The sequence below is a fragment of the Kitasatospora atroaurantiaca genome (assembly GCF_007828955.1).
GTDB classification, from domain to species: domain Bacteria; phylum Actinomycetota; class Actinomycetes; order Streptomycetales; family Streptomycetaceae; genus Kitasatospora; species Kitasatospora atroaurantiaca.
In genome coordinates, this window is the sequence record NZ_VIVR01000001.1 from 1485967 (window position 1) to 1511350 (window position 25384).

16 protein-coding genes and 2 pseudogenes are annotated in these 25384 nt (G+C 71.8%); 10 read left to right on the forward strand and 8 right to left on the reverse strand.

The genetic code is table 11. The features are described 5' to 3' along the window. Nucleotides 1–44 precede the first annotated feature (44 nt). Together FB465_RS06725 and FB465_RS06730 are read right to left on the reverse strand one after the other, a co-directional pair. Entirely contained in the window at nt 45–2387 is a 2343-nt protein-coding gene (locus FB465_RS06725) for a glycosyl hydrolase family 95 catalytic domain-containing protein (RefSeq protein WP_145788479.1), read from the reverse strand. A gap of 21 nt (nt 2388–2408) precedes the next feature. Then, the gene (locus FB465_RS06730; RefSeq protein ID WP_170290513.1) at nt 2409–4376 is read right to left on the reverse strand and encodes a beta-galactosidase; all 1968 of its coding nucleotides are present in this window, start codon (nt 4374–4376) and stop codon (nt 2409–2411) included. Between the two features lie 448 nt (nt 4377–4824). Here FB465_RS06730 and FB465_RS06740 point away from each other — a divergent pair, with 448 nt between their 5' ends. Next, complete coding sequence (locus tag FB465_RS06740; protein ID WP_145788485.1) at nt 4825–7743, forward strand: glycoside hydrolase family 3 C-terminal domain-containing protein; 2919 nt, start codon at nt 4825–4827, stop codon at nt 7741–7743. A gap of 171 nt (nt 7744–7914) precedes the next feature. Continuing rightward, nucleotides 7915–8388, forward strand: coding sequence for a Dps family protein (locus FB465_RS06745; protein ID WP_145788487.1), 474 nt, complete (start codon nt 7915–7917; stop codon nt 8386–8388). Nucleotides 8389–8459: 71 nt separating this feature from the next. Here FB465_RS06745 and FB465_RS06750 read toward each other — a convergent pair whose 3' ends face one another. Continuing rightward, nucleotides 8460–9155 (reverse strand): type 1 glutamine amidotransferase domain-containing protein, encoded by a 696-nt coding sequence (locus tag FB465_RS06750; protein ID WP_145788490.1) that lies wholly within the window; start codon nt 9153–9155, stop codon nt 8460–8462. A 79-nt stretch (nt 9156–9234) separates the two neighbouring features. On the opposite strand from FB465_RS06750, the gene FB465_RS06755 reads away from it, so the two are divergent. From FB465_RS06755 to FB465_RS06765, 3 genes are all read left to right on the forward strand, one after another. Continuing rightward, nucleotides 9235–10194, forward strand: a complete 960-nt coding sequence (locus FB465_RS06755; protein WP_145788492.1) for a LysR family transcriptional regulator — start codon at nt 9235–9237, stop codon at nt 10192–10194. 82 nt (nt 10195–10276) lie between these two features. After that, nucleotides 10277–12295 (forward strand): NADPH-dependent 2,4-dienoyl-CoA reductase, encoded by a 2019-nt coding sequence (locus tag FB465_RS06760; RefSeq protein ID WP_145788494.1) that lies wholly within the window; start codon nt 10277–10279, stop codon nt 12293–12295. Nucleotides 12296–12320: 25 nt separating this feature from the next. After that, nucleotides 12321–12878 (forward strand): PadR family transcriptional regulator, encoded by a 558-nt coding sequence (locus FB465_RS06765; RefSeq protein ID WP_145788497.1) that lies wholly within the window; start codon nt 12321–12323, stop codon nt 12876–12878. Nucleotides 12879–12886: 8 nt separating this feature from the next. On the opposite strand, the gene FB465_RS06770 is transcribed toward FB465_RS06765, so the two are convergent. Beyond that, on the reverse strand, nt 12887–13660 hold the full coding sequence (locus tag FB465_RS06770) for an aminotransferase class IV family protein (RefSeq protein ID WP_145788500.1): 774 nt from the start codon (nt 13658–13660) through the stop codon (nt 12887–12889). 84 nt (nt 13661–13744) lie between these two features. Then, a complete protein-coding gene (locus tag FB465_RS06775; protein WP_145788503.1) occupies nt 13745–14149 on the reverse strand; it encodes a (2Fe-2S) ferredoxin domain-containing protein in 405 nt (134 codons plus the stop codon). Nucleotides 14150–14314: 165 nt separating this feature from the next. Between FB465_RS06775 and FB465_RS06780 the strand changes: the two genes are divergently transcribed. After that, nucleotides 14315–14752 carry a CBS domain-containing protein gene (locus FB465_RS06780; RefSeq protein ID WP_145788505.1) on the forward strand — a complete coding sequence of 146 codons (438 nt, stop codon included), beginning with the start codon at nt 14315–14317 and terminating at the stop codon, nt 14750–14752. Nucleotides 14753–14802: 50 nt separating this feature from the next. Here the strand turns inward: FB465_RS06780 and FB465_RS06785 are convergent, their stop codons facing one another. Then, on the reverse strand, nt 14803–16458 hold the full coding sequence (locus FB465_RS06785) for an FAD-binding dehydrogenase (protein ID WP_145788507.1): 1656 nt from the start codon (nt 16456–16458) through the stop codon (nt 14803–14805). A 288-nt stretch (nt 16459–16746) separates the two neighbouring features. On the opposite strand from FB465_RS06785, the gene FB465_RS06790 reads away from it, so the two are divergent. Further along, entirely contained in the window at nt 16747–17673 is a 927-nt protein-coding gene (locus FB465_RS06790; protein WP_246192545.1) for an SGNH/GDSL hydrolase family protein, read from the forward strand. A gap of 77 nt (nt 17674–17750) precedes the next feature. Here the strand turns inward: FB465_RS06790 and FB465_RS06795 are convergent, their stop codons facing one another. Then, nucleotides 17751–20180 carry an endonuclease/exonuclease/phosphatase family protein gene (locus tag FB465_RS06795; protein ID WP_425461139.1) on the reverse strand — a complete coding sequence of 810 codons (2430 nt, stop codon included), beginning with the start codon at nt 20178–20180 and terminating at the stop codon, nt 17751–17753. A gap of 552 nt (nt 20181–20732) precedes the next feature. Between FB465_RS06795 and FB465_RS06800 the strand changes: the two are divergent. After that, nucleotides 20733–22346: pseudogene (locus FB465_RS06800) on the forward strand (NPCBM/NEW2 domain-containing protein); the annotation flags it as partial. A 36-nt stretch (nt 22347–22382) separates the two neighbouring features. After that, a pseudogene (locus tag FB465_RS36760) lies at nt 22383–22802 on the forward strand (NPCBM/NEW2 domain-containing protein); the annotation flags it as partial. 180 nt (nt 22803–22982) lie between these two features. Here FB465_RS36760 and nicT read toward each other — a convergent pair. Beyond that, nucleotides 22983–24092, reverse strand: a complete 1110-nt coding sequence (nicT, locus tag FB465_RS06805; RefSeq protein ID WP_145788510.1) for a Nickel transporter NicT — start codon at nt 24090–24092, stop codon at nt 22983–22985. Between the two features lie 250 nt (nt 24093–24342). On the opposite strand from nicT, the gene FB465_RS06810 reads away from it, so the two are divergent. Beyond that, nucleotides 24343–25281, forward strand: coding sequence for a motility-associated ABC transporter substrate-binding family protein (locus FB465_RS06810; RefSeq protein ID WP_145788512.1), 939 nt, complete (start codon nt 24343–24345; stop codon nt 25279–25281). The last annotated feature ends 103 nt before the right edge of the window (nt 25282–25384 follow it).

Sequence of the window (25384 nt, forward strand, 5' to 3'; positions counted from 1 at the left end):
CGGTCTCCCGCCCAGTAAGTTTCGGCCATATGTTCGTAAAGGACCTACAGGCCCACCACCAGCCTTCGGGCCTGACCGGCGGTCAGCTCCAGGAGCTCGCCCTCGCGCTTGTGCAGCGGCGCGATCCGCAGCTCGACCCGCTGGTCGGTGGCCGAGCGGAGCACCACCGCGACCTGCCCGGCGTCCCAGGAGAGTTCCTCGACCACGGCACCGGACCTGGTCCGTACGCCGCGCAGACTGCCCCGCGCGAGGGCGGCGGGCAGCGCGGGGAGGACGGTGATCCGGGCCGGGCGGTTCCCGCTCGCCGGGCGGGAGCGGACCAGCATCTCGATCAGCACGGCGGGCAGGCCGTGGGCGACGTCGGCGTTGTAGACGTTGCGATCGGGGTAGTGGCTGCTCATCAGGGAGCGGAAGTAGAAGTCCCGGAGCAGCAGTTGGGCCAGCTGTCGCCCGAGCAGGCCCGCGTCGTCCAGCCGGGCGGCGGCCAGCGCCCGGTGCAGATGGCCGTGGCCGGAGTGGTTCTCGTCGCCGCGCAGCAGCAGCGCCGTCCGGGCCGCCTCGGCGAGCTCGGGGGTGTCCTCGGGGGTGATCTCGTCCAGCGGCCAGACGGGGTAGAGGTGGCTGACGTGCCGGTGGTCGTAGGAGTCGCGGTAGCCGGGCCAGGCCCACTCGGCGAGTGCGCCGTCCGGGTTGACCAGGTAGTCGGGGAGGCGCTGGGCGAGGTTGCGCCAGCGCTCGGCGCGCGTCCTGTCCACCAGAGCGGCGGCCGTGGTCAGGGCGTGCCGGGCGGCGGCGATGTCCATGGTCGCGTTCACCGAGGCCGCGGCGGGCAGCCTTCGGCCGCTCGCCAGGTCGCCCGGGTGGTTCTCCGGCGAGTAGGAGGGGACGACGACCAGCCGCCCGTCCGGCCCGGTCCGGGTGAGGAAGTCCTCGTAGAACTGCGCCACTTCGATCAGTGCCGGGAGCAGCCGCTCCCGCAGGAAGGCGGTGTCGCCGGAGGTCTCGGCGTACTCGACGAGCGGCTGCAGCAGCCAGTCCGCACCGGCCGTCCAGAGGTGGTGGGCCCAGCTGTGGTTGAAGTGGTACTGGAGGCCGTTGGTGCCGTCGGTGTGGGCGGGGGCGACGACCCCCCGGGTGCCGAAGAGCCGTCGGGCGTTGGTCCGCCAGTCCTCCAGCTGACCGAGCGCCAGCTCGGCCAGCGCGAGCGAGGCCTCGGGCAGGGCACCGGCGGCGGCCGAGGCGATCTGCAGGTTGAGGTTGGCGTTGGTGGTGAACGCGCCGCCCCAGGCGGTGTCCCAGTCACCCGCCCACAGGCCGCAGAGCCGGGGCGGACGGTGCCCGGAGGCGGACAGCAGGTGGTAGCGGCCGCCGGCGAACAGCGCTTCCAGCAGCGCGAGTTGCAGGGCGGCGGGGTCGGCCGCCTGGCGGGCGAGCAGCTCGGCCACCGGCAGCTCGCGGTCGGCCGGGTCGGCGCCGAGGTCCAGGGTCACGCGGTCGTACGCCTCGCGGTGCAGGGCGAGATGGCGCTCCAGCAGCGTCGGGTAGTCGTCGGGCAGGGCGTACATACCGGTGTCGAGCCGGTTCAGCTCGGAGGCCGGGCCGCCTACCGTGCCGCGCGCCGTCCGGGTCAGCAGCAGCACCTGGCGGGCGCCGCTGACGTACACCCGGGGGCCGTCGCAGCGGACCGTCCCACCCGGCGCGATGATCCGGGTGGCGCCCCGGTAGCCGTACTCGCTGTCGGGGTAGCGGGCCCGCAGCCGCAGCAGGGCGGTGTCACGCGGCAGCTCGGCGGGGCCCGCGACCTCGGCCGGGCGGTAGACGGAGCGTACGGCTGCCCGCAGGCTCTCCGGCGCGCCGGGCAGCCGCCCGTCGAGGCTGATCTCGACCTCGGCCACGGCCTCCGCCGGAGCGGTCAGCAGGTGGACGACCACGTCGTCGGCCCGGGAGACGAAACACTCGGTGCGCCACTCCCCGTCCCCTTCGCGCCAGGCGGCGGTGGCGACGCCGGTACGGAAGTCGAGGCTGCGCCGGTACTCCTCGGCCGGCCCGGCCGCCGCTCGCCGCAGCCGGACGGCGAAGCCGGGGTGGAAGGGCTGGACGTGCCGCGGCTCCCAGTCACCCCCGAAGCGGCGGACCGCGGCGTCCTGGTCCCCGGCCAGCAACTCGTCCTGGGTCGCTGCGAGTTCGGGGGCCAGGTGCGGAGGCTCCACGGCGGGGCCGGCGCCCGGGAACACCAGGTCGTGGTGGGTGATCACCACCGCCTCGTCCTCCGTTCGGCCGTGCACCAGGGCGCCGTGGCGGCCGTTGCCGCCGAGGTAGGCGTCCTCCCAGCGGGTGGCGGGGGCGGTGTCGTGGATGCCATGGGTGGGGGTGGCAGCCGGAGGCATGGGGACCGTCCTGTGGGGTGGTCAGAGTGGGCGGAGGACAGCGGCGTCGCGCGGCGGGAGAACCAGGTCGCCCGACACGGCACGGTCGGTGAGCAGCTCATGGTGGGCGGCAGGCAGCGGCACGACGGCGGGCTGGGAGCCGTGGTTGAGCACGAAGAGCAACGGGCCCCGGCGGACGGCCTCCACCTGCTCGGGGAGGCCGGGCAGGGCGGGTTGCACGCCCGCCGCACGGGCGGCGGAGGCCAGCAGGCGCTGCAGATACTCCGGTGAGGGGAGGGTGGAGAGGTAGTACGCCGTGCCGTTGCGGGTGACCACCGGGGTGCCGTCGGCCAGGGTGGCCAGGGTCTCGGTGCCCTCGGCGAGGGCGAGTTCCTCGCTCCACAGCGTCCCGGTGGAGGCGTCCCCCAGCGGGACTGGCTCGTCGAGAGGCCGCCACTCCAGCGGATGGACTCCGAGCACCTCGCACAGCCGCTCGTCCACACCGCCGGGCCGGATGGTGTCGGTCTCGTCGGCGACGCCGGTGAAGAAGCCGCTGACCAGTGTGCCGCCGGCCCGTACGAAGCCGGTGAGGTTCTGCACCGCACGGTCGGAGGCCAGGTAGAGGTTGGGCACCACGACCATCCGGTACCGGCTGAGGTCGGCCTCCGGGTGGACGTAGTCGGCGGTCAGGTGGGCGTCCCAGAGCGCGCCGTGCCAGCCCAGCGCGATCGGCTCGAGGTCGACCCGGTCGGAGAGGCGCCCGCGCTGCTCCAGTGCCCACCAGCTGGGCCAGTCGAAGACGACCGCGACCTCGGCCTCGACCTTCGCCCCGACCACCTCGGCGATCAGGCCGAGTTCGCGGCCGAGTGCTCGTACGGCCCGGTGGTGCGGGGTGTCGGCACCGGCGTGCGGGAGCAGCGCGGAGTGGAACTTCTCGGCGCCCGCACGGGATGCCCGCCACTGGAAGAAGCAGAGCGCGTCGGCGCCCCGGGCCACCGCCTGCAGGGCCTCCAGCCGAAGCCGGTCGGCCGGCTTGGCGCGGTTGACGCCACGCCAGTTGACCGAGCCTGCCGCCATCTCCATCTGCATCCACGGCCCGCCCGCCTGGGAGCGGGTCATGTCCTGCCCGAGCGAGGACCGGACCATGGCGCGCGGGTCGCCCGGGTCCGGGTAGCTGTCGAGTGAGACGACGTCCTCCTCCTTCGCGAAGGACCAGCAGTCGACGTGCTTGTAGAGGGTCATGAAGTTGGTGGTGACCGGCAGGTGCGGGGTGTGGCGGCGGAGCAGGTCACGCTCGGCGGTGAAGCACTCCAGCAGGACGTCGGAGCTGAACCGCTGAAAGTCCAGTACCTGGGCCGGGTTGGGGATGTACGGCGCGCTGCGCGGCGGGATCACGGTGGACCAGTCGGCGTGCCGCTGGCTCCAGAACGCCGTTCCCCAGGCGGCGTTGAGCGCGTCCAGGCTCTCGTAGCGCTTGTGCAGCCAGGCCCGGAAGCGCTCGGCGCTCTCCTCGCAGTGGCAGACCGGGCCGTACTCGTTGGAGATGTGCCACATCCGCACGGCCTGGTGGTGGCCGAACTCGGCGGCCAGGTCCTCGACCAGGGCGAGGGCGTGCACCCGGTAGTCGGCGGAGGACGGGCACCACTGGTTGCGCGAGCCCCACCACAGGGTGGTGCCGTCGGCGGTGACGGGCAGCGTGCCGGGATACCGCTCACCGAGCCAGGGCGGCGGGGAGGCCGTCGGGGTGGCCAGGCAGACCTCGATGCCGCCCTCGTGCAGCAGGTCGAGGAGACGCCGCAGCCAGCTGAACTCCCGTGCACCGGGTGTCGGTTCGAGCATCGCCCAGGAGAAGACGCCGACCGTCACCGTGGTGACGCCGGCCTCCCGCATCAGCCGGACGTCCTCCGGCCAGACCTCCTCGGGCCACTGCTCGGGGTTGTAGTCGCCGCCGAACAGGATCCGGCCGCGGGTCACATCGGCAAGGGAAGGCACGCGTTGCTCCTTGGTCATTGACGGCGGTCACTGACGGCTGCTCAGCCCTTGACGGCGCCGATCAGCATGCCCTTCTGGAAGTGCTTCTGGACGAACGGGTACACGCAGACCACCGGGATCAGGGCCGGCACGGCCGACCTCGGTCCGTATGGGGTGCGCCCTTCGTCGTGTGCAGGTGCGTCAGGTCGGGAGCGGGCGGCGCCCGGCCGTCGGCTGTGGGGTCGGTGAGAACGACGGTGCGGGTGGTGCAGATGTCCGGTCCGTGCTGTCGAAGCGCTTCAACGTGGCGCCGAGGCTAGGCCAGGAGGCGTCGCCGCACAAGGGTTTGCACGAGCTTCACAGTTCAGGACTTGACGACAACACACGGCTTTCGGCCAGTTCGGGACAGGCTGCACCGCGACCGTGACACTGGTCCGGACCAGCCGGATTGCCCGGAAAACGGGCCGGCTCCCCGCCGTCGGACGCCTTGACAGCGGCCCGCTTCGCTGCGAACTTCGAAGCGCTTCGATCGACAAGCTCCGAAGAAACTCATGAAGCGCCAGCGCCGCACCGGAGGACCACCCCATGCCCGACGCCCCGTACCGAGACGCGCGGCTCCCCCCTGGACGAGCGGGTCAAGGACCTCGTCTCCCGCCTCGAACTCGCCGAGAAGATCGCCCTGCTGCACCAGCACGCGCCCGCGATCCCCCGGCTCGGCCTGGCCGCGCACGTCACCGGCACCGAGGCCCTGCACGGCGTCTCCTGGCTGGGCGAGGCCACCTCCTTCCCGCAGGCCGTCGGCCTGGGCGCGAGCTGGAACCGCGAGCTGCTGCGCCGGGTCGGCGAGGCCGTCGGCACCGAGGTACGCGCCTTCCACGAGCGGCCCCCGCGCGAGGGCCGGAGCGCACCGGTCAGCCTCAACGTCTGGGCCCCCGTGGTGAATCCGCTGCGCCACCCGCTCTGGGGCCGCAACGAGGAGGGCTACGCGGAGGACCCGCTGCTGACCGCCGAACTCGCCACCGCCTTCACCCGCGGCCTGCGCGGCGACCACCCCGTGTACTGGCGGACGGCCCCCACGCTGAAGCACTTCCTCGGCTACAACAACGAGAACGACCGCACCTCGACCTCCGGCGACCTGCGCCCCCGGGTCCTCAACGAGTACGAACTCCCCTGCTACCGGGGCCCGGTGGAGGCCGGTGCGGTGGCCGCCGTGATGCCCTCGTACAACCTGGTCAACGGCCGCCCGGCGCACGTCTCGCCCCTCATCGCCGACGAGCTGCGGAAGTGGCGGGGCGGCGACGGCCTGCTGGTCTGCAGCGACGCCGAGGCGCCGTCCAACCTGGTCGCGGCGCAGCGCTGGTACCCCGACCACGCGACGGGCCACGCGGCCGCCCTGCGCGCGGGCGTGGACAGCTTCACCGACCACGGCACCGACTCCCCCGTCACCGTCGGCCGCCTGACCGAAGCACTGGAGCGCGGCCTGATCAGCGAGGCCGACATCGACGCCGCCGTCTCCCGCCGGCTCGCCCTGCGCATCATGGTCGGCGAACTCGACCCCGAGCTCGACCCGTACGCGGCGACCGGCCAGGAGGTCATCGCCTGCGCGGACCACCGGGCGCCGGCTCGCGAGGCCGCCCGGCAGGCCGTCGTCCTGCTGCGCAACGAGGGCGACCTGCTGCCGCTGCCCGCCGACGCGAGGATCGCCGTGGTCGGGCCGCTCGGCGACGACGTGCTGCGCGACTGGTACAGCGGCTCGCTGCCCTACCGCGTGACCCTGCTGGACGCCCTGCGCGAGCGCCTGGGCGCCGAGGCCGTCACGTACACGGACGGGCTGGACCGGATCGCCCTGCGCTCCACCAGCACCGGCGGCTACCTCAGCACCTCCGCCGACGGCCTGCTGGCCGCGACCGGCCACCAGGTCGGCCCCGCCGAGCAGTTCGCCGTCCAGGACTGGGGCCAGGGCGTCACCACCCTGCAGGCGCACGACGGCCGCTACCTCACCAAGGACGACTACGGAATCCTCGCGGCGACCGCCGGGCACCCCGACGAGTGGGTCGTCCAGGAGACCTTCCGCCTGGAGCGCGGCGAGGACGGCCGGGTCCGCATCCAGCACCTCGGCAGCGGCCACTGGGTCGCGGTCGCGGCGGGCAGCGGCGCCGTCACCACGTACGCACCCTCCAGGGAGCTCGCCGAGCCCTTCGTCGTCCGTACGGTCTCGGCCGGGGCCGAGGCGGCGTCACGGATCGCCGCGGAGGCCGACGTGGTGATCGTGGTGGCCGGGAACGACCCCCACATCAACGGCCGGGAGACCGAGGACCGGGCCGACCTCGCGCTGCCCCCGCAGCAGGAGGAGCTGCTCCGCGCCGCCCGCGCCGCCAATCCGCGCACCGTGCTGGCCCTGGTCAGCAGCTACCCGTACGCCGTCGACTGGGCCGACCGCGAGGTCCCCGCCGTGCTCTGGACGGCGCACGGCGGCCAAGAGGGCGGCCGCGCGCTCGCCGACGTCCTGCTGGGTGAGCACTCCCCCGCCGGCCGCCTGCCGCAGACCTGGTACCGCGCCGGGCAGCAACTGCCCGATCTGCTCGACTACGACATCATCGCGAACCGCTCCACGTACCTCTACCTGGAGGACGAACCGCTCTACCCCTTCGGGCACGGGCTCTCCTACACCTCGTTCCGGTACGGGGAGTTGGCGGCGGTGCTGGACGGCTCGGAGGCCGTCGTCACGCTGGGTATCGCCAACTCCGGTGCCAGGGACGGCGCGGAGGTGGTCCAGCTCTACTCGCACGCGCTCGACTCCCGGGTGCCCACCCCGCTGCGTCGTCTGCAGGACTTCCAGCGCGTCGAGTTGGCGGCCGGCGAGGAGCGCGTACTGACCTTCCGGGTGCCGGTGGCCGCCCTCGGCCACTGGGACGTGGCACACGGCCGCTGGACCACCGACCCGGGCCGGTACACCCTGTGGGCCGGCGCCTCCAGCGCCGACCTGCGCTCGACCGCCGAGCTGACCCTCACCGGACCGGCCCCGGAGCCACGCCCGGCGCTCCGGTCCCCCGTCCTGGCCCGCGACTTCGACGCGAGCTCCGGCGTGCGTCTGGTGGACCGCACACCGGCCGAGGGCGAGGCCGTCGCGAGCCAGGCACTCGGGCAACTCCTCTTCCAGGACACGGACTTCGGCAGCGGTGCCACGAGCGTCACGCTCACCGTCGCACGGACCGCGCCCGGCGGGGCCAGCGTCGAGATCCACGTGGGCGGCGCGGTCACGACCGCGCCGGTACCGCCGACCGGCGGCCGGCACGCCTGGACGGACGTCACCGTCGATCTCACGGAGCCCGTATCCGGCGTCCAGGACCTCCGCCTGACGCTGCGTGGGGAGCTGCGCCTGGCGGAGATCGCCTTCGCTGGCTGAGGGCTCCCGCCAGGAGGTGAGGCACCGGGCCGACCCCTGGGATGCCCGATCCTGATCGCTGCACCTGCTGGCGGAGCCTCTGAGCGCGACCTGACAGCGAGCATTATGACCGTTTTGCCCCTCTCTGTGCCATGCTGACCGACGGAGTCGAGCCGAGGAGGAGCAGAGCCGATGTACGGAATCAAGAGCCCGCTGCCGGACACCGATCGCAAGGTGGTGGGCGACGCGCTCCAGGGCGCGCTGGTCGATCTGATCGACCTGTCACTGGTGGCCAAGCAGCTGCACTGGAACGTGGTCGGCCCGCGATTCCGGTCCGTCCACCTTCAGTTGGACGAGGTGGTCGTGCTGGCCCGCGGGCACGCCGACACGGTCGCCGAGCGGGCCGCCGCGATCGGCATCTCCCCTGACGGGCGGGCCAAGACCGTGGCCGCGACCAGCGGCATTGCGACCGCCCCCGAGGGAGCGGTGGCCGACTCCGCCACCGTCAGCACCCTGGTCCACGCGCTCGGCGCCGTGATCACCCGGATGCGCACCCGCATCGACGCCACCGGCGGCCCTGACCCGGTCACCCAGGACATCCTGATCGGCCTCACCGCCGACCTGGAGAAGTACTCCTGGATGGCCCAGGCCGAGAACACCGCCTGACGAGCCGAACCCGGGCCGGCCCGTCACCCACCGGCAGAGCCGGGGCAACGGGCCGGTCGAGGCGTGTCGGGTCAGCCCAGCACCTTGAGCAGCTCAGCGGCGACCGCGCCGGACGAGCCCGGGTTCTGGCCGGTGGTGAGGTTGCGGTCGACGACCACGTTCGGGGCCCACGGCGCGCCCTCCCGGAAGTCCGCGCCGAGGGCGACCAGCCGGTCCTGGAGCAGCCACTTCGCCTTCTCGGCGAGCCCCGCCTGGGTCTCCTCAGCGTTGGTGAACCCGGTCAGCCGGTAGCCGGCGAACGGTGACGTACCGTCAGGACGCTGGGCCGCGAGCAGCGCGGCGGGGCCGTGGCAGACCACGCCGAGCGGCTTGCCAGAGTCCAGGGCGGCGGTCAGCAGCCGGCCGGAGTCGGCGTCGACGGCGAGGTCCTCCATCGGGCCGTGCCCGCCCGGGTAGAACACGGCGGCGTAGTCAGCCAGGTCCACCTCCGCCAGCTTGAGCGGGTGCTGCAGAGCCGTGATCGACGCGAGCGAGGCGGCCACCGCGTCCGCGCCCTCCTGCCCGCCGTTCACCTCGGGGGTGAGGCTGGCGGCGTCCGCCACGGGCACGACGCCGCCGGGCGTCGCGACGACGACCTCGTGACCGGCCTCGGTGAGGGCGCGGTACGGCACCACGACCTCCTCCGCCCAGTACCCCGTCGGGTGCTTGGTTCCGTCGGCGAGCGTCCAGTACTCGGCGCCGGTCATCACAAACAGGATCCTTGCCATCACATCTCCTCGGAGCGCGGTCTCGGTGCGATCTCGACCGTAGGCCGCCGATCCATCGGAATCCAATAGGCTCTCCTGCATGACCCATAGGATTTCCGATGGCTCCGAGGAGCCTGCGGATTACGGCCGCGCCGGCTCTCCCCTGGACCTCACCCTGCTGCGGACCTTCCTCGCGGTGCACCGCTCCGGGTCCTTCACCGCCGCCGCCCGCCTGCTCGGGCTCTCCCAGCCGACCGTGACCGCGCAGGTGCGCGCCCTGGAGCAGCAGCTGGGCCGCCCACTCTTCGAACGGCTGCCGCGGGGTGTGGCCGCCACCTCGGTGGCCGAGGAGCTCGCTACGGAGGTGGCGGGTCCGTTGGACGCCCTTGCCGCGGTGGCCGAGCGGGGCCGCCCCGGCGGGACGGTGGCTGCCGAGCCGGTGCACCTGGCCGGCCCCGCGGAGCTGCTGTGCGTCCGCGTGCTGCCCGCCCTGGCGCCGCTGGTGGAGCGCGGCCTGCGGCTCCGGATCACCACCGGGCTCACCGACGAGCTGCTCGACGGGCTGCGCGCGGGCCACTTCGACCTGGTGCTCGCCACCACCCGGCCTCGGGGCCGCGCCCTCGCCGCCGTCCCGCTGATGGACGAGGAGTTCGTCCTGGTGGCCTCGCCCGTCTGGGCCGCGCGGATCGGCCCGGAGCAGGTCGCGCGGCAGGGCGCGGCCGCGCTGCGCGGAGCGCCGCTGGTGAGCTATGCCGAGGACCTGCCCATCGCTCGCCGCTACTGGCGGCACGTCTTCGGCACCCGCCTGACCGGGCCGGCGGCCGTGGTCGTCCCGGATCTGCGCGGCGTGCTGTCCGCCGTGGTGGCCGGGGCCGGGATCACCGTCCTGCCGCGCTATCTCTGCAGGGACGAGCTGGCCTCCGGGGCACTCGTGGCGCTGCTGGACCCCGCGGATCCTCCCATCAACACCGCCTTTCTCGCCCAGCGCGCGGGCACCGTCGGCATCCCGCAGCTGGCGATGGTCCGCGAGCACCTCCTCGGGGCTGCCCGGTCCTGGTGACCCAATCGATTGTGCAACTAGTTGCATAGTGAGGGTGGAGCGGCCTACCGTGTGGCGACGACTTCGCGCGAGGAGGCGCTGGATGAGCGAGTACCCCCACCTGCTGAGCCCGCTCGACCTGGGCTTCACCACGCTGCCCAACCGGGTGCTGATGGGTTCGATGCACGTCGGCCTGGAGGAGGCCCCCAACGGCTTCGAGCGGATGGCCGAGTTCTACGCGGCCCGAGCCCGGGGAGGTGTGGGGCTCATCGTCACCGGCGGGATCGCCCCCAACGAGAAGGGGCGCCCGTGGTCCGGCGGCGCCAAGCTGACCACCGAGGCCGAGGCCGAGAAGCACGCCGCCGTCACCGCCGCCGTCCACCGCGAGGGCGGCCGGATCGCCATGCAGATCCTGCACTTCGGCCGGTACGCCCACCACCCCGACCTGGTCGCCCCGTCCGCGATCCAGGCGCCGATCAGCGGCTTCACCCCGCACGCCCTCGCCGACGAAGAGGTCGAGCAGACCATCGAGGACTTCGTCCGGGCCGCCGAACTGGCCCGGCTCGCCGGCTACGACGGCGTCGAGATCATGGGCTCCGAGGGCTACCTCATCAACGAGTTCATCGCCGCGCCCACCAACCGGCGCGAGGACCGCTGGGGCGGCGAGTACCGCAACCGCATCCGCTTCCCGGTCGAGATCGTCCGCCGGGTCCGCGAGCGGCTCGGCCCGGACTTCATCCTCATCTACCGCCTGTCGATGCTCGACCTCATCCCGGGCGGGTCCACCCTGGACGAAGTCGTCACCCTGGCCCGGGAGATCGAGGCGGCGGGCGCCACGATCATCAGCACCGGCATCGGGTGGCACGAGGCGCGCATCCCCACCATCGCGACCTCCGTCCCGCGCGGCGCGTTCACCTGGGTCACCAGGAAGGTCATGGGCGCCGTCGGCATCCCGCTGGTCACCAGCAACCGCATCAACACCCCCGAGCTGGCCGAGGAGTTGATCGCCGAGGGCTACGCGGACATGGTGGCCCTCGCCCGCCCGCTGCTGGCCGACCCGGACTTCGTCGCCAAGTCCCGGAGCGGCCGGGCCGAGACCATCAACACCTGCATCGGCTGCAACCAGGCCTGCCTCGACCACACCTTCAGCGGACAGATCACCTCCTGCCTGGTCAACCCGAGGGCCTGCCACGAGACCGAGCTCGTCCTCTCAGCGACCCGGCGGCGCAAGCGCATCGGCGTGGTCGGCGCCGGCCCCGCCGGCCTCGCCTTCGCCGTCTCGGCCGCCGAACGCGGGCACGCCGTCACCCTCTTCGACTCCGCCGACGAGATCGGCGGGCAGCTCAACATCGCCCGCCAGGTCCCCGGCAAGGAGGAGTTCGCGGAGACGATCCGCTACTTCCGCACGCAGCTGGCCGTCCAGCGGGTGGACGTGCGCCTCGGCACCGCCGTCACCGTCGAGACCCTGGCCGACGGCTTCGACGAGATCGTCCTCGCCACCGGCGTCACCCCGCGCACCCCCGAGATCGACGGGGTCGACCACCCCAGCGTGCTCAGCTATCTGGACGTGCTGCGCGACAAGGCCGAGGTGGGGGAACGGGTCGCGATCCTCGGCGCGGGCGGTATCGGCTTCGACGTCGCCGAATACCTGACCGACCCGGGTGAGCAGGCCGCCCTCAACCCGGACGTCTTCCTCGCGCAGTGGGGCGTGGACCCCGAGCACCGTACGCCCGGCGGGCTCCGCGAGCCCCGGCGGCGCACGGCGGCCCGTACGGTCCACCTCGTGCAACGCAAGAGCACCAAGGTCGGGGCCGGGCTGGGGAAGACCACCGGCTGGATCCACCGGACCGAGCTCAGGCACCGCGGCGTCACCATGACCGCGGGCGCCACCTACCACCGCATCGACGACGAGGGTGTCCACCTCACCGTCGACGGTGAACGCCGCGTCATCGCCGTCGACACCGTCGTGCTGTGCACCGGCCAGGAGCCCCGCCGCGACCTCCACCAGGCCCTGGTCGCCGAAGGGTTCACGCCCCACCTCATCGGCGGTGCCGACCTCGCCGCCGAGCTGGACGCCAAACGGGCCATCCGCCAGGGGACCGAGCTCGCCGCGGTCATCTGACCGGCCCGAGCCTAGGATTGGCCCCATGTCCCTGCCGCACGCGATCCTCACCGCCCTGCTCGAGAAGCCGTCGTCGGGGCTGGAGCTGACGCGGCGCTTCGACAGGTCGATCGGGTTCTTCTGGTCCGCCACGCACCAGCAGATCTACCGCGAGCTGGGGAAGCTGGAGCAGGCAGGGCTCATCAGAGCCCTGCCCCAGGCACCGTCCCGTGGACAGCGCAAGGAGTACGAAGTCCTCCCGGCCGGCCGCGAGGAACTGACCGGCTGGGTCGCCGAGAGCCAGGACCCGAAGCCCATCCGCGAACCTCTCCTGCTGCGCCTGCGGGCGGCGGCGGTGGTCGGAACGCAGGGGCTCGACACCGAGCTGCAGCGCCATCTGGCCCTGCACCGACGACAGTTGGCCGAGTACACCGAGATCGAGGAACGCGACTTCCCGGTCGAGAAGGCCGCCGACGAGAACCGCCTGCAGCACCTCGTGCTGCAGGCGGGCATCGGCCTGGAGACCTTCTGGATCGAGTGGCTCACCAAGGCCCTCGAAGCCCCCGGGAGCCCGACCGCCCACCAGTCGCCCGAGGCCTCCTGACCCGTCGTCTAGAGCAGCTCGCCCGGCAGTGCGGCGTACTCCCCGGCGAGCTCGGCGATCACCGGGTGGTCGGCGGGGAAGGCCAGTCCGTCCAGCCCGCTGACGGCCCGTACGCCGATCGCGGCGTTGGTGGCGAACGCCGCGTCGAACCCGGCCGCCCGCTCCAGCGTCACCCGCTCGGTGGCACCCGGACGGACCTGCTGCAACAGCTCCATCGTGGTGCCCACCAGGCAGTCCGCGTCGGGCCTGACCACCTGGGAACCCCGGACGAAGGCGATGTTCCAGGTGCCGCCCTCGGAGACGGCCGACTCCGCGTCGACGAACAGGGCGTCGTCGAAACCCGCCCGCTGCGCCTCGCGCCGGTGCCGCAGTGCGCCGAAGAGGCCGACGCTCTTCACCGCCGGCTGGTCCCGCAGGTACCGCACCGAGCGGACCCGCAGAGGCGGGAGCGCCAGACTGCCCGCCGGACGTGTGGTCACCAGCACCCGGGGGTGGGCGTCCGCCCCGATGTGCCCGACGTCCAGCGCCGGGTCGAAGACGGTCACCCGGACGACCACCGGCCCGTCGCCCGGCACCGCGCGCCGCGCGTACGCCCGTACCCGCTCGGGATCCAGCTCGGTCCCGAAGACCGCCCGGCAGTCCCGTACGAGCCGCTCCAGGTGCAGCCCGAGCCCGCGTACCCGGCCCGCCTCGACGCGCATCGTGGTGAAGTGGCCGTAGTTGGTGAGGGCGAGGGTCTGGAGCTCCGCCGACCTCACCGGCCGGCCGTTCAGTTCCGCCATGTGCCCAGCATGTCACCCGCCCGGGGCGATCCCGGCGCCGACTCGGCAGGCCGTCGCGGCCGAGCCGCCGGACCCGCCGAGCCGTCAGCCCGGCAGGCCCTCCCGGACCCGGCGCGACACCGCGAAGGCCTGCAGGTCGAGCGTCCCCGGCGGTTCGGCGAGGCCGGGCCCGCCGGCCCGTACCCAGGCGGTTATCTCGTCGAGCATGTCGTCCGCCAGCACCCACCCCAGCCACACCGGGCGGCCGCCCGCCGCCCGGCCCTCGGCCGAGGGGCTGACCACCACCACGTTGGAGTGGTCGCAGGCGTCGAGGCACTGCACCGCCCGGACCTTGCCCGCGTCGCCGACGCCCTCCCTCAGACGCTCCAGCTGCCCGGCGTGGTCGACGCCCGGGTGCTTGGCCGCCACACCGCAGCAGCAGCCCCGGCAGACGGTGACCGTGACCGGTGCGGCCGGGGCGGCGGGCTCCTTGCGGGTACGACGGGCCATCAGCTTCCTTCCGACAGGCTCCGGGGTCGCGGAACCGCGCCCCCATGATCACCAGATTCTGCCCCACCGGCTCAAGATCCCTGTCGCGAGCCTCCGCCCGGCTGCATATGGTGATCGCACCATCACATTCCGCTTCCGCTCCGGAGCGGTCACGAAGGAGTTTCCGTGTTCAAGGCAAGCGACATCATGCACGCCGGCGCCAAGTGCATCGGGCAGGACCAGACCCTGATGGAGGCCGCCAAGATGATGGCCGACATGAACGTCGGCGCCCTCCCCATCTGCGGCAATGACCAGCTGCTCAAGGGCATCGTCACGGACCGTGACATCGTCACCAAATGTATCGCCAAGGGCAAGGACCCGTCGATGATGAAGGCGATGGACCTCGGCGGCCATCTGCACTGCGTCCGCGCCGATGACGACATGGACACCGTGCTGAAGAAGATGGAAGAGCACCAGATCCGCCGCATGCCGGTGATCGACAGCGAGAAGAAGCTGGTCGGCATGATCAGTGAGGCCGACCTCGCCATGGGCCACCGCGAGGGCAGCCGGGTGACGGACCAGCAGATCCTGGAATTCATGGACAGCGTCTACATGATGCGCTGAACCACCGCGGAGACGGCGCCCGGCACACCCCGTGCCGGGCGCCGTGCGCGCTATCCGGTGGCCTCGGCCGCCGCCCGCCCCGCCGCCCGGCCGGAGAAGAGGCAGCCGCCGAGGAAGGTGCCCTCCAGCGAGCGGTAGCCGTGCACCCCGCCGCCGCCGAAGCCGGCCGCCTCCCCCGCCGCGTACACGCCGTCCAGCACCGAGCCGTCGGCGCGCAGGACGCGGGAGGACAGGTCGGTCTCCAGCCCGCCGAGCGACTTGCGGGTCAGGATGTTCAGCCGGACGGCGATCAGCGGGCCCGCTTTGGGGTCGAGCAGGCGGTGCGGGGCAGCGGTGCGGATCAGCTTGTCGCCGAGGTAGCGGCGGGCTCCGTGGATGGCCGTGACCTGCAGGTCCTTGCTGAAGGGGTTGGCCATCTCGCGGTCCCGGGCCTCGATCTCGCGGCGCAGCTCGGCCTCGTCGATCAGGGCCTCGGGGGCCTTCGCGTTCATGCCGCGGACCAGCTCCCCGAGGTCGTCCGCCACCACGAAGTCGGCGCCGTGCTTCTTGAACGCCTCGACCGGCCCGGTGGCCCCGGGCAGCGCCCGGCCGAGCACCCCGCGGATGCTCTTGCCCGTCAGGTCCGGGTTCTGCTCGGAGCCGGAGAGGGCGAACTCCTTCTCGATGATCTTCTGGGTGAGGACGAACCAGGTGTGGTCGTAACCGGTCGTCATGATGTGTTCGAGCGTGCCCAGCGTGTCGAAGCCGGGGAACAGCGGTACGGGCAGCCGCCGCCCGCGCGCGTCCAGCCAGAGTGAGGACGGCCCCGGCAGGATGCGGATGCCGTGCTTGGGCCAGATCGGGTCCCAGTTCTCGATGCCCTCGGTGTAGTGCCACATCCGGTCGCCGTTGATCAGATGGCCGCCGGCGGCACCGGCGATGTCGAGCATCAGGCCGTCCACGTGCGCGGGGACGCCGGAGAGCATCCGCTCGGGCGGCGTACCGAGCCGGGCGGGCCAGGCCTTGCGTACGAGCTCGTGGTTGCCGCCGATACCGCCCGAGGTGACGATCACGGCCTGCGCCCGGAGTTCGAAGGAGCCCGCCACCTCGCGCGAGCTCGCCACGCCGCGGTCGACCGTGCTCGGTACCAGCACCTCGCCGCTGACGGTGTCGGTCACCCCGCCGGTGGCCGCCAGGCCGGTGACCCGGTGCCGGAAGCGCAGGTCGACCAGCCCGCGGGCGGCGGCGGCCCGCACCCGGAGGGCGAACGGCTCTACGAGACCGGGGCCCGTGCCCCAGGTGATGTGGAAGCGCGGGACGGAGTTCCCCGGCCCGCTGGCCAGCAGTCCGCCCCGCTCGGCCCAGCCGACCACCGGGAAGAACCGCACGCCCTGCGCGTGCAGCCAGGCACGCTTCTCCCCCGCCGCGAAGTCGACGTACGCCTCGGCCCACCGGCGCGGCCAGTGGTCCTCGTCCCGGTCGAATCCCGCCGTGCCGAGCCAGTCCTGCCAGGCGAGCTCGTGGGAGTCGCGGATGCGCATCCGGCGCTGCTCGGGCGAGTCGACCAGGAAGAGGCCGCCGAAGGACCAGTGCGCCTGTCCGCCGAGCGAGGCCGCGGGCTCCTGGTCGAGCAGGATCACCTTGCGTCCGGCGTCGGCCAGTTCGGCGGTGGCGACCAGGCCCGCGAGGCCGGCTCCGATGACGATGACGTCGGCGTCGAGTGCCACGGGCGGTCCTCCAGGGTCAGCAGGGTGTGTCGGATTCTGCGGCCTGCCAACCTGCCAGTCAACCGGCCGGTAACAAGCCGCCGCCCGAATTACGCTCCACCCCGTTTCCGAATGTCCTTCGCTACGCGGTGGAGCGTAATTCCGAATACGCCTGACGGCTATTCGGAAATTCCCCGGTCAATTATCTGGACGCGCATGTAACTTGACGGTAACTTACCGATCAGTAGTAGCTGTGGCCCGGCTTGCACCCCCACCCACCCCACCCGTTTCTCTCCCCCAGGAGGAACCGTGCTCAGCCCTGCCCTGAAACGTACGTCCGCCCTGGTCAGCGGCGTGGTCATGGCCGCCGCGCTCACCGCTCTCACCGCACCCGCGGCCCACGCCACCGAGGGCGCGGGCTCCTACGTCGCGCTCGGCGACTCCTATGCCGCGGGCGCCGGCGTGCCCGGCCAGTCGGCCGGACTCTGCCTGCGATCCGACCACAACTACGGCCATCTGGTGGCCGCCGCACTCAAGAGCAGCACGTACACGGACGTCACCTGCTCGGCCGCCAAGGTCAAGGCGATCACCTCGGCCCAGTACGACGCCTTCATCCGGGTGAACGACCCACAGCTGGACGGGGTCAGGGCCGACACCGGTCTGATCACCCTGGGCATCGGCGGCAACGACCTCGGCACCTCCGACCTGGGTATCGGCGAGGTGATCGCGACCTGCGTGGCGGGCGCCGTGGTCAACCCGCTGGGCACCCCCTGCCACGACGTCTACGGCCACGGGCACTGGGACTGGAACCACTGGGCCTGGGAGTACGGCGAGGACGACCTCGTCAACCGGATCGACGCCGCGGCCCCGCAGCTCGCCGACGCGCTGCAGCGCATCCACGCCAAGGCCCTGAACGCCAAGATCCTGGTGGTCGGTTACCCGTCGGTGCTCCCCGACAACGAGTGGGACTGCCTCGGCCGCCAGCCCGTCACCGTCGGGGACGTCGCCTACCTGCGCGGCATCCTCGGCAAGCTCAACACCATGCTGGCCGCCACCTCCGCAGCCAACGGCGCCACCTACGTGGACACCATGGCCGCGACCAAGGGGCACGACGTCTGCTCGGACGACCGGTGGATCGAGGGCGCCCTCCCGGGCTCTCCCGCCGTCCCGTTCCACCCCAACGCCACCGGGGAGCAGGCGCTGGCGGGCGCGGTGCTGAAGACCCTGGGCCACTGACCTCGGGGCACCGACCGGAAGAGCGCGCAGCGGGGGCACGGCCGGGGAGGTGGCCGTGCCCCCGCTGCGCGTCGGCCTCACGGCTTGATGCGGACCACCTGCGGGTCGTGGTCGCTCGCCTGGACCGCGAACTCACTGTTGATGTGCACCACGTCGTACTTGACGTGCTTCAGCGCCGGGCTGACCAGGATGTGGTCGAGCACCTGCGAGTTGCCCTGGTAGACGTACGAGTACCGCTGGCTCTCCGGCAGGTCGTTGACCAGGTCGCGCAGCACGCCGTCCTTGGTGAGCGTGGCCAGCGCCGGGGAGAACTGGTAGTCGTTGAAGTCGCCGAGCGAGACCACCCGGGCGTCCGGGTCGGCGGCCAGCAGCTTGGCGACGAAGGCCTGCTCGACCGTCGCCTGCTTGACGCGCTGCACCTCGGAGCTGCGGGTCGGAGCCTGGAAGCGGCTGTCCAGGCCCTGGTCGCCACCCTTGCTGTTGAAGTGGTTGGCGATGACGAAGATCTTCTTGTTGTGGAAGCGGAACTGGCCGACCAGCGGCTTGCGGCTGCTGTTCCAGGCCTCGTTGCCGGGGTCGATCCGGCCCGGGGAGGCGGTGAGCGAGGCCCACTTGCCGGTGCCGGTGACGTCCACGGCGGTGGTGGAGTCGCCGCCCGCGATGTCCTCGAAGGAGATCCGCTCCGGGTTGAACAGGAAGACCTGGCGGATGTTGCCGCCCGGCTCGCCGCCGTCCTTGCCGTCCACCGGGTTGATGGAGCGCCAGTCGTACGCCGGGCCGCCGGCCGCCTTGATCGCGGCGACGAACTTGGCCACCGTGGCGTCGGCGTCCACCGTGCCGTCGTTGGTCGGGCCGTTGTTGTCCTGGATCTCCTCCAGGGTCACGACGTCGGGCGACCGCAGGTTGGTGACGACGCCCTCGGCGAGCTGGGCGAACTTCTCGTCGGAGTCGCTCGGGTCGAGGTTCTCGACGTTGTACGTGGCGACGGAGACCTCGCTGGGCAGGGCCCGCGAGGTGACCTCGCGCTTCAGGCCGTTGTCCTGGACCGCGCCGATGCTGCCCGCGGCGATGGTGTAGCCGCCGAACTGGTTGTAGTCCAGCGGGCCGGCGGTGGTGCCGGTCAGCCGGTCGCCGACGTTGGCCACCGGGAAGGGCTGCTGGGCCACCGGGGTGAGCGACTGGACCATCAGCCGGCCGGGGTTGGGGTTGTCGTAGCCGAGGTAGACGACGCCGCCGCGCTCGCTGCGCTCGTCCTCGCAACGGGCGTCGACCCAGAGCTCGTTGTACTTGTCGGTGGCCTGCACCACGGGGACGTTGCCGACCTGGACGTTCATGCCCTCCAGCGACTCGTACAGGTCCAGCGCGTACGTGCCGGGCTGCAGGGTCAGGCCGTCGATGCTGCCGCCGGCCGCGTCCGGGGCGTACGCCGCGGGGATGTCGGCGCCGCTCAGCACGACCGGGGCGGGCACCGCGTTGCCCGAGGAGAGCACCGTGACGGACGGGTTGGTGAGCTGGGTGACGGACTGTCCGCCACCGTTGTAGGCCGGGTAGTACTCCCCCACCTTGCCGGTGACCAGCACCGAGTCGCCGACCGCGACGGTGGGCACCGCGCTGCCGGTGTAGACGAAGATGCCCTCGCTGGTGGCCGGGTCGGCGTCCGCGTTCGGGTCCTGGATCCAGAAGCCCTTGGAGCCGTACGTGCGCACGCCGGTGACGATGCCGGGGACGCCCGCGATGGTCTTGCCGAGCTTGGGCGAGACCCGGGTGGTGCCCTGGATGTCGTGGATCCGGATGCTGCCCGGCTCGGTCGGGCCGGTCGAGGTGCCGCCGGTGTCGGAGGTCTCCCCGAGGGAGTTGGTCGGGGTCGGGGCACCGGCCTTCAGGTCGGCCGCGTTGTCGTCGGTGTCGGCGAGGGCCGAACCGCGCGCCACCGAGGTGGTGTTGCTCGTACCGGCCGCCGAGGCGCTGCCCTCGTGGACCACGGCGGTGCCGAAGCCGACCAGGTCGCGGACGTGCGGGTCGGCGGCGCAGTCGGCGGCGGTCTTGCAGGTGAGCGGGTCGGTGCCCTCGACCAGCGCGACGGTGCCGCTGGTGGCGGAGAGCGCGAGGCTGCCGGTGGCGTCGGCGGTGGGCAGGTCCACCGTGCCGCCCGCACCCGCCGCCTCGGCGACCAGGAAGCGGCCGCCGGGGGCTATCGAGCCGGTCAGTGGGGTCACGCCCCACTTCGAGGTCGCGCCGGGCGTGCCGGAGATGTACTGGACGCTGTAGCCCGCCAGGCCGAAGGCGGCGCCGCCCTTGTTGGCCAGCTCGATGAAGTCGTTCTTCAGCACGGCACCGGAGTTGCCGCCGCCGCCGTACACCTCGGCGATGACCGCGTCGGCCGAGGGCGCGGCGACGGCGCCCGGCAGCGGCACCAGAACCAGGGAGGCCGCGACGCCGGCCGGGAGGATCGTCGCGCGCAGCAGCGTTCTGCGCGAGCGGGGGCGGGGAGCGGTGGACTTGGTCACCGGGACAGGACTCCTTCGGCTGCCGGGCCATCACGGTGACCCGGCGTCAGGGTGCAGCAAGGTCCCCCGGCGCTCGTGGGGTCGCCGGGAGCTGAGGGTGGATCAGAGTGCGGGCATGGCAAGGCAGCACGGTGCACTACTCGCGTAGATCACGAGCCGGGCGAAGCCGGACGGGCCCAAGATACGCGCGTAGAAAATGACGCGACAAGACATCGTTCGTTAACACTTGGCGCACCATCGGCCGCCGCCCGGCATCGCGCCCTCCCATCCGTGGCCAGCCGTTGCCAAGGATCAACATTTTCAAACATCCGACTGGGACTGCACCGGTGTGGACTGATCTACCGTCAGATCTGGTCAGGAGGTGGGCCGGAGACCCTGCGTGGAGTCTTGACGCGAACCTGAAACGCCGCTCTCATGTGTTGCATTCCGTTGGAACGCGTGGGCTTTGGTTGCCTTCGCGCCCCGCCCCCACCACCCTGCAGGAGCCGCACCGTGCCGTCCCGCAGAACCTCCTGGCGCCGCCGCTCGGCCGCCGCGCTCACGTCACTCGCCCTGCTGACCGGAGGCGGCGCCCTCGCCGCCGCCGGCCAGCTCGCCACCGCCCCACCCGCGCTGGCACTGGACAACGGACTGGCCGTCACCCCGCAGATGGGGTTCAACAACTGGAACTCCACCCACTGCCGGGCCGAGTTCAACGAGGCGATGGTCAAGGGCATCGCCGACCTCTTCGTCACCAAGGGCCTCAAGGCGGCCGGCTACCAGTACGTCAACCTGGACGACTGCTGGGCGCTGCCCAACCGCGACTCCTCAGGCAACCTCGTCCCCGACCCGGTCCGATTCCCGAACGGCATCAAGGCCGTCGCCGACTACGTGCACGGCAAGGGCCTGAAGTTCGGCATCTACTCCAGCGCCGGGAGCAAGACCTGCGACGTCCAGGGCTTCCCCGGCGGCCTCGGCCACGAGCAGCAGGACGCCAACCTCTGGGCCTCCTGGGGCGTGGACTACCTCAAGTACGACAACTGCAACAACCAGGGCGTGGACGTCCTGACCCGCTACACGGCGATGCGCGACGCCCTGAAGGCCACCGGCCGCCCGATCCTGTACAGCATCTGCGAGTGGGGCTCCAGCCAGCCCTGGAACTGGGCGCAGCCGGTGGGCAACTCCTGGCGCACCACCGGGGACATCGGCGACTCCTGGTCCAGCATGCTGGGCATCGCCCACGCGAACCAGCCGCTCGCCCCCTACGCCCGCGTCGGCGCCTGGAACGACCCGGACATGCTGGAGGTCGGCAACGGCGGTATGACGGACACCGAGTACCGCACCCACTTCAGCCTCTGGGCCGAGATGGCGGCCCCGCTGCTGATCGGCAGCGACCTGCGCAGCGCGAGCCAGGCCACCCTGGACATCCTGACGAACAGTGATGTCATCGCCGTCGACCAGGACCCGCTCGGACGGCAGGGCACCGTGGTCTCGAGCTCCGGCGGCAAGGTGGTGATGTCCAAGCCGCTGGCGGACGGCAGCCGGGCGGTCACCCTGACCAACGAGAACGCCTCCACCGCCACCGTCTCCACCACCGTGCAGGACCTCGGCATCGGCGGCGCGGCCTCGTACGCCGTCAAGGACCTGTGGACCAAGGCGGGCAGCTCGACCACAGGCGCCGTCAGCGCCTCCGTCCCCGCGCACGGCACGGTGATGCTCAGGATCACCCCGGGCAACCCCGTCCCGCCGCCCAGCGGGCTGAGCCGGCTCAGCGACCTGACCTGGAACTCGGCCGTCAACGGCTGGGGACCGGTCGAACGCGACCGGAGCAACGGGGAGAGCACGGCGGGCGACGGCAGGACGCTGGCCATCCGGGGCACCCAGTACGGCAAGGGCCTCGGCGTCCATGCCCAGAGCGACATCACCTACCACCTGGGCGGCACCTGCAAGAACCTCGGCGTCGACGTCGGGGTGGACGACGAGGTCAACGGCAACGGCTCGGTGGTCTTCCAGATCTACCGCGACGGCACCAAGGTCGCCGACAGCGGGGTGCTCACCGGAAAGGACCCGGCGAAGCACCTGAGCGCCGATCTCACCGGCGGCACCAAGCTACGGCTGGTGGTCACCGACGGCGGAAACGGCATCAACTACGACCACGCGGACTGGGCCAACCCCAAGCTGGCCTGCGGCGACGGCCCTTCGGCCGGCACCCGCGCGCTCAGCGACCTCTCCTGGACCTCCGCCGTCAGCGGCTGGGGCCCGGTGGAGCGTGACCGCAGCAACGGCGAGCAGCCCGCCGGCGACGGCCGCACCCTCACCGTCCAGGGTGCGCCCTACGCCAAGGGCCTGGGCGTCCACGCCTACAGCGAGGTCAGCTACTACCTCGGCGGCACCTGCACCGGCCTCGGTACGGACGTGGGTGTGGACGACGAGTCGACGAGCAAGGGTTCGGTGGTCTTCCAGATCTACCGGGACACCACCAAGGTCGCCGACAGCGGCGTGCTGACCTTCAACGACGCCGCGAAGCACCTGACGGCCGACCTGACCGGCGGCTACGAGCTGCGGCTGGTGGTCACCGACGGGGGTGACGGCGCCACCTCCGACCATGCGGACTGGGCTGCGCCCCAGCTCACCTGCAGCTGAGCCAGGCCCTGCCCGGGGGCGCCACCGGCGGGTGAGGCTTCGGGCCGGCCACAGGGCGCGTGGGGGCACCTCCCGGCCGAAGGCTGGGGGAGAACTGCGCGAGGCGGAAGGCTACGGGCCGTTGCTTCCGATCTCGCGCAGTTCCCCGCGCCCCTGATAGTGCAACCGGCTCGGGCTGCCTTACTCACCCTCCACGGCGGCAGCCGGCTCCCGCAGCCCCGCCGACCACTTCTGCTCGACCTTGCCGAACTTCCAGAAGGCCAGCGCCCCCGCCCAGGTCAGCACGAAGAGGCCGACGATCGCATAGCCGACCAGGTTGAGGTCGAGCTCGGCGATCCAGCCGATCGGGCCCGAGGTGATGTCCAGCTTCTCGCCGAGCAGGCCGATCAGCTCGATCACGCCGATCACCAGCGCGACCAGCACCGACAGGCCGGTGACGGTGAGGTTGTAGTAGATCTTGCGGACCGGCTTGGAGAAGGCCCACTCGTAGGCGAAGTTCATGAACGAGCCGTCGATGGTGTCCAGCAGGCTCATCCCCGCCGCGAAGAGCACGGGGAGCACCAGCAGCGCGTACCAGGGCAGCGAGAAGGCCGCCGCGCCGCCGGCCAGCACCAGCAGCGAGACCTCCGTCGCGGTGTCGAAGCCCAGGCCGAAGAGCAGTCCGACCGGGTACATGTGCCAGGACTTGGTGACGGCCTTGGTGACGCGGCCGAGAATGCGGTTCATGAAGCCGCGCTTGTCGAGCTGCTTCTCCAGCTCGGCCTCGTCGAACTCGCCTTCGCGCATCTTGCGGAAGACCTTGAGGATGCCGTTGAAGGCGCCGAGGTTGATCAGGCCGATCAGCACCAGGAAGGTCCCCGAGACGCTGACGCCGATCAGGCCGGTGGCCGCGTGCAGGGTGGACCCGTCCGACTCGACCTGGCCCGCAAGGGACTGGATGCCGAAGGCCAGCAGGGCGCAGAGGCCGAAGACGATGGACGAGTGGCCGAGCGAGAACCAGAAGCCGACGGACAGCGGCCGCTTGCCCTGGCCCATCAGCTTGCGGGTGGTGTTGTCGATCGCCGCGATGTGGTCGGCGTCGAAGGCGTGCCGCATGCCCAGGGTGTACGCGGTCAGGCCCATACCCGCGCCGAAGACCTGGCCGCCCACGTCGTAGTGCTTCGGCGCGATGACCGCGAGCAGGGTGAACCAGCCGATGACGTGCAGCGCGAGGATGAAGACGCCCATCCCGGCGAGGCGGATCCACTCGTCGCGGGTGAGCCGGTCACGAAGACGGCTGGGCGCTGGCATGGAGGGTCCTCTCGGGTACGGAGCTGCTGAGCTGGGCCATCCTTCCCCGTACTCGGCCGTAGTTGCAAGTCATATGCAACTACGCGCCCCCCGCATGCATATCGGAGCGCCCCGTCCGGCGCTCGTCATGTGCCGTACAAATTTCTGTAACCCCCGGACGCTTTCGCCGCTCCTTCTACGCGCGGATACTCGGATCTACGCGCGGATACCCCTGCCCCACACACCTCAACTCCCCACGGAGGAACGGCAGATGACCGGCTCTCGTAACATCCGCACCAAGGCGGCACTCGCCACCTCGGCGGTCCTGGCGGCCACCCTCACGGGCCTCGCCACCCCCGCCTCCCCCGCCGTCGCGGCCACCCCGCACCGGGTGCTGTTCGACAACAGCAAGGCCGAGACGGCCGGCAACGCCGACTGGATCATCAGCACCAGCATCCCCGACCCGCTCGGCCAGAACGCCAACCCCACCACCGAGAAGAGCTGGACCGGCGCGATCTCCGCCTGGGGCGTCGCTCTGCAGAAGACCGGCTCCTACAGCCTCAAGACGCTCCCCTCGGGCTCCACCATCAGCTACGGCACCGGCGCGGCGCTGGACCTGGCCAACTTCGACACCTTCGTGATCCCGGAGCCGAACATCAGGTTCAGCACCGCCGAGAAGACCGCGATCATGAAGTTCGTGCAGAACGGCGGCGGGCTCTTCCTGATCTCCGACCACACCCAGAGCGACCGCAACAACGACGGCTGGGACTCCCCCGCGATCATCAACGACCTGCTGACCACCAACAGCGTCGACAGCACCGACCCCTTCGGCTTCTCGGTGGACCTCAAGAACATCTCCACCGACAACCCGAGAGCCGTCAGCGACGCGAGCAACCCCGTCCTGCACGGCAGCTTCGGCACCGTCACCGGGTCCATCCTGCGGGCCGGCACCACCTTCACCCTGAAGCCCGCGGACAACTCCTCCGTCAAGGGCCTGGTGTACCGCACCGGGTACAGCGGCAACACCGGTGCCTTCTTCGTCACCAGCACCTTCGGCAGCGGCCGGGTCGCCATCTGGGGCGACAGCTCCCCCGCCGACGACGGCACCGGCCAGTCCGGCAACACCCTCTACAACGGCTGGGACGACCCCGCCGGCACCAACGCCGCCCTCGCCCTCAACGCCACCGCCTGGCTCAGCAAGGCCAGCTGACCCCGGCCAACCCGCCTCTCCGCTCTGACGGCCCATAGATCACGGCTGGTCAGGAAATCGGGCATAAAGTCCACTATTGTCGGATTTCGTGGATCGCCGGAGC

Excerpts from the sequence above, each read along its gene's own strand:
- FB465_RS06725 (WP_145788479.1), bottom strand. The coding sequence starts at position 2,387 with ATGCCTCCGGCTGCCACCCCCACCCATGGCATCCACGACACCGCCCCC.
- FB465_RS06730 (WP_170290513.1), bottom strand. The coding sequence starts at position 4,376 with ATGACCAAGGAGCAACGCGTGCCTTCCCTTGCCGATGTGACCCGCGGC.
- FB465_RS06745 (WP_145788487.1), top strand. The coding sequence starts at position 7,915 with ATGTACGGAATCAAGAGCCCGCTGCCGGACACCGATCGCAAGGTGGTG.
- FB465_RS06750 (WP_145788490.1), bottom strand. The coding sequence starts at position 9,155 with ATGGCAAGGATCCTGTTTGTGATGACCGGCGCCGAGTACTGGACGCTC.
- FB465_RS06755 (WP_145788492.1), top strand. The coding sequence starts at position 9,235 with ATGACCCATAGGATTTCCGATGGCTCCGAGGAGCCTGCGGATTACGGC.
- FB465_RS06760 (WP_145788494.1), top strand. The coding sequence starts at position 10,277 with ATGAGCGAGTACCCCCACCTGCTGAGCCCGCTCGACCTGGGCTTCACC.
- FB465_RS06765 (WP_145788497.1), top strand. The coding sequence starts at position 12,321 with ATGTCCCTGCCGCACGCGATCCTCACCGCCCTGCTCGAGAAGCCGTCG.
- FB465_RS06770 (WP_145788500.1), bottom strand. The coding sequence starts at position 13,660 with ATGGCGGAACTGAACGGCCGGCCGGTGAGGTCGGCGGAGCTCCAGACC.
- FB465_RS06775 (WP_145788503.1), bottom strand. The coding sequence starts at position 14,149 with ATGGCCCGTCGTACCCGCAAGGAGCCCGCCGCCCCGGCCGCACCGGTC.
- nicT (WP_145788510.1), bottom strand. The coding sequence starts at position 24,092 with ATGCCAGCGCCCAGCCGTCTTCGTGACCGGCTCACCCGCGACGAGTGG.
- FB465_RS06810 (WP_145788512.1), top strand. The coding sequence starts at position 24,343 with ATGACCGGCTCTCGTAACATCCGCACCAAGGCGGCACTCGCCACCTCG.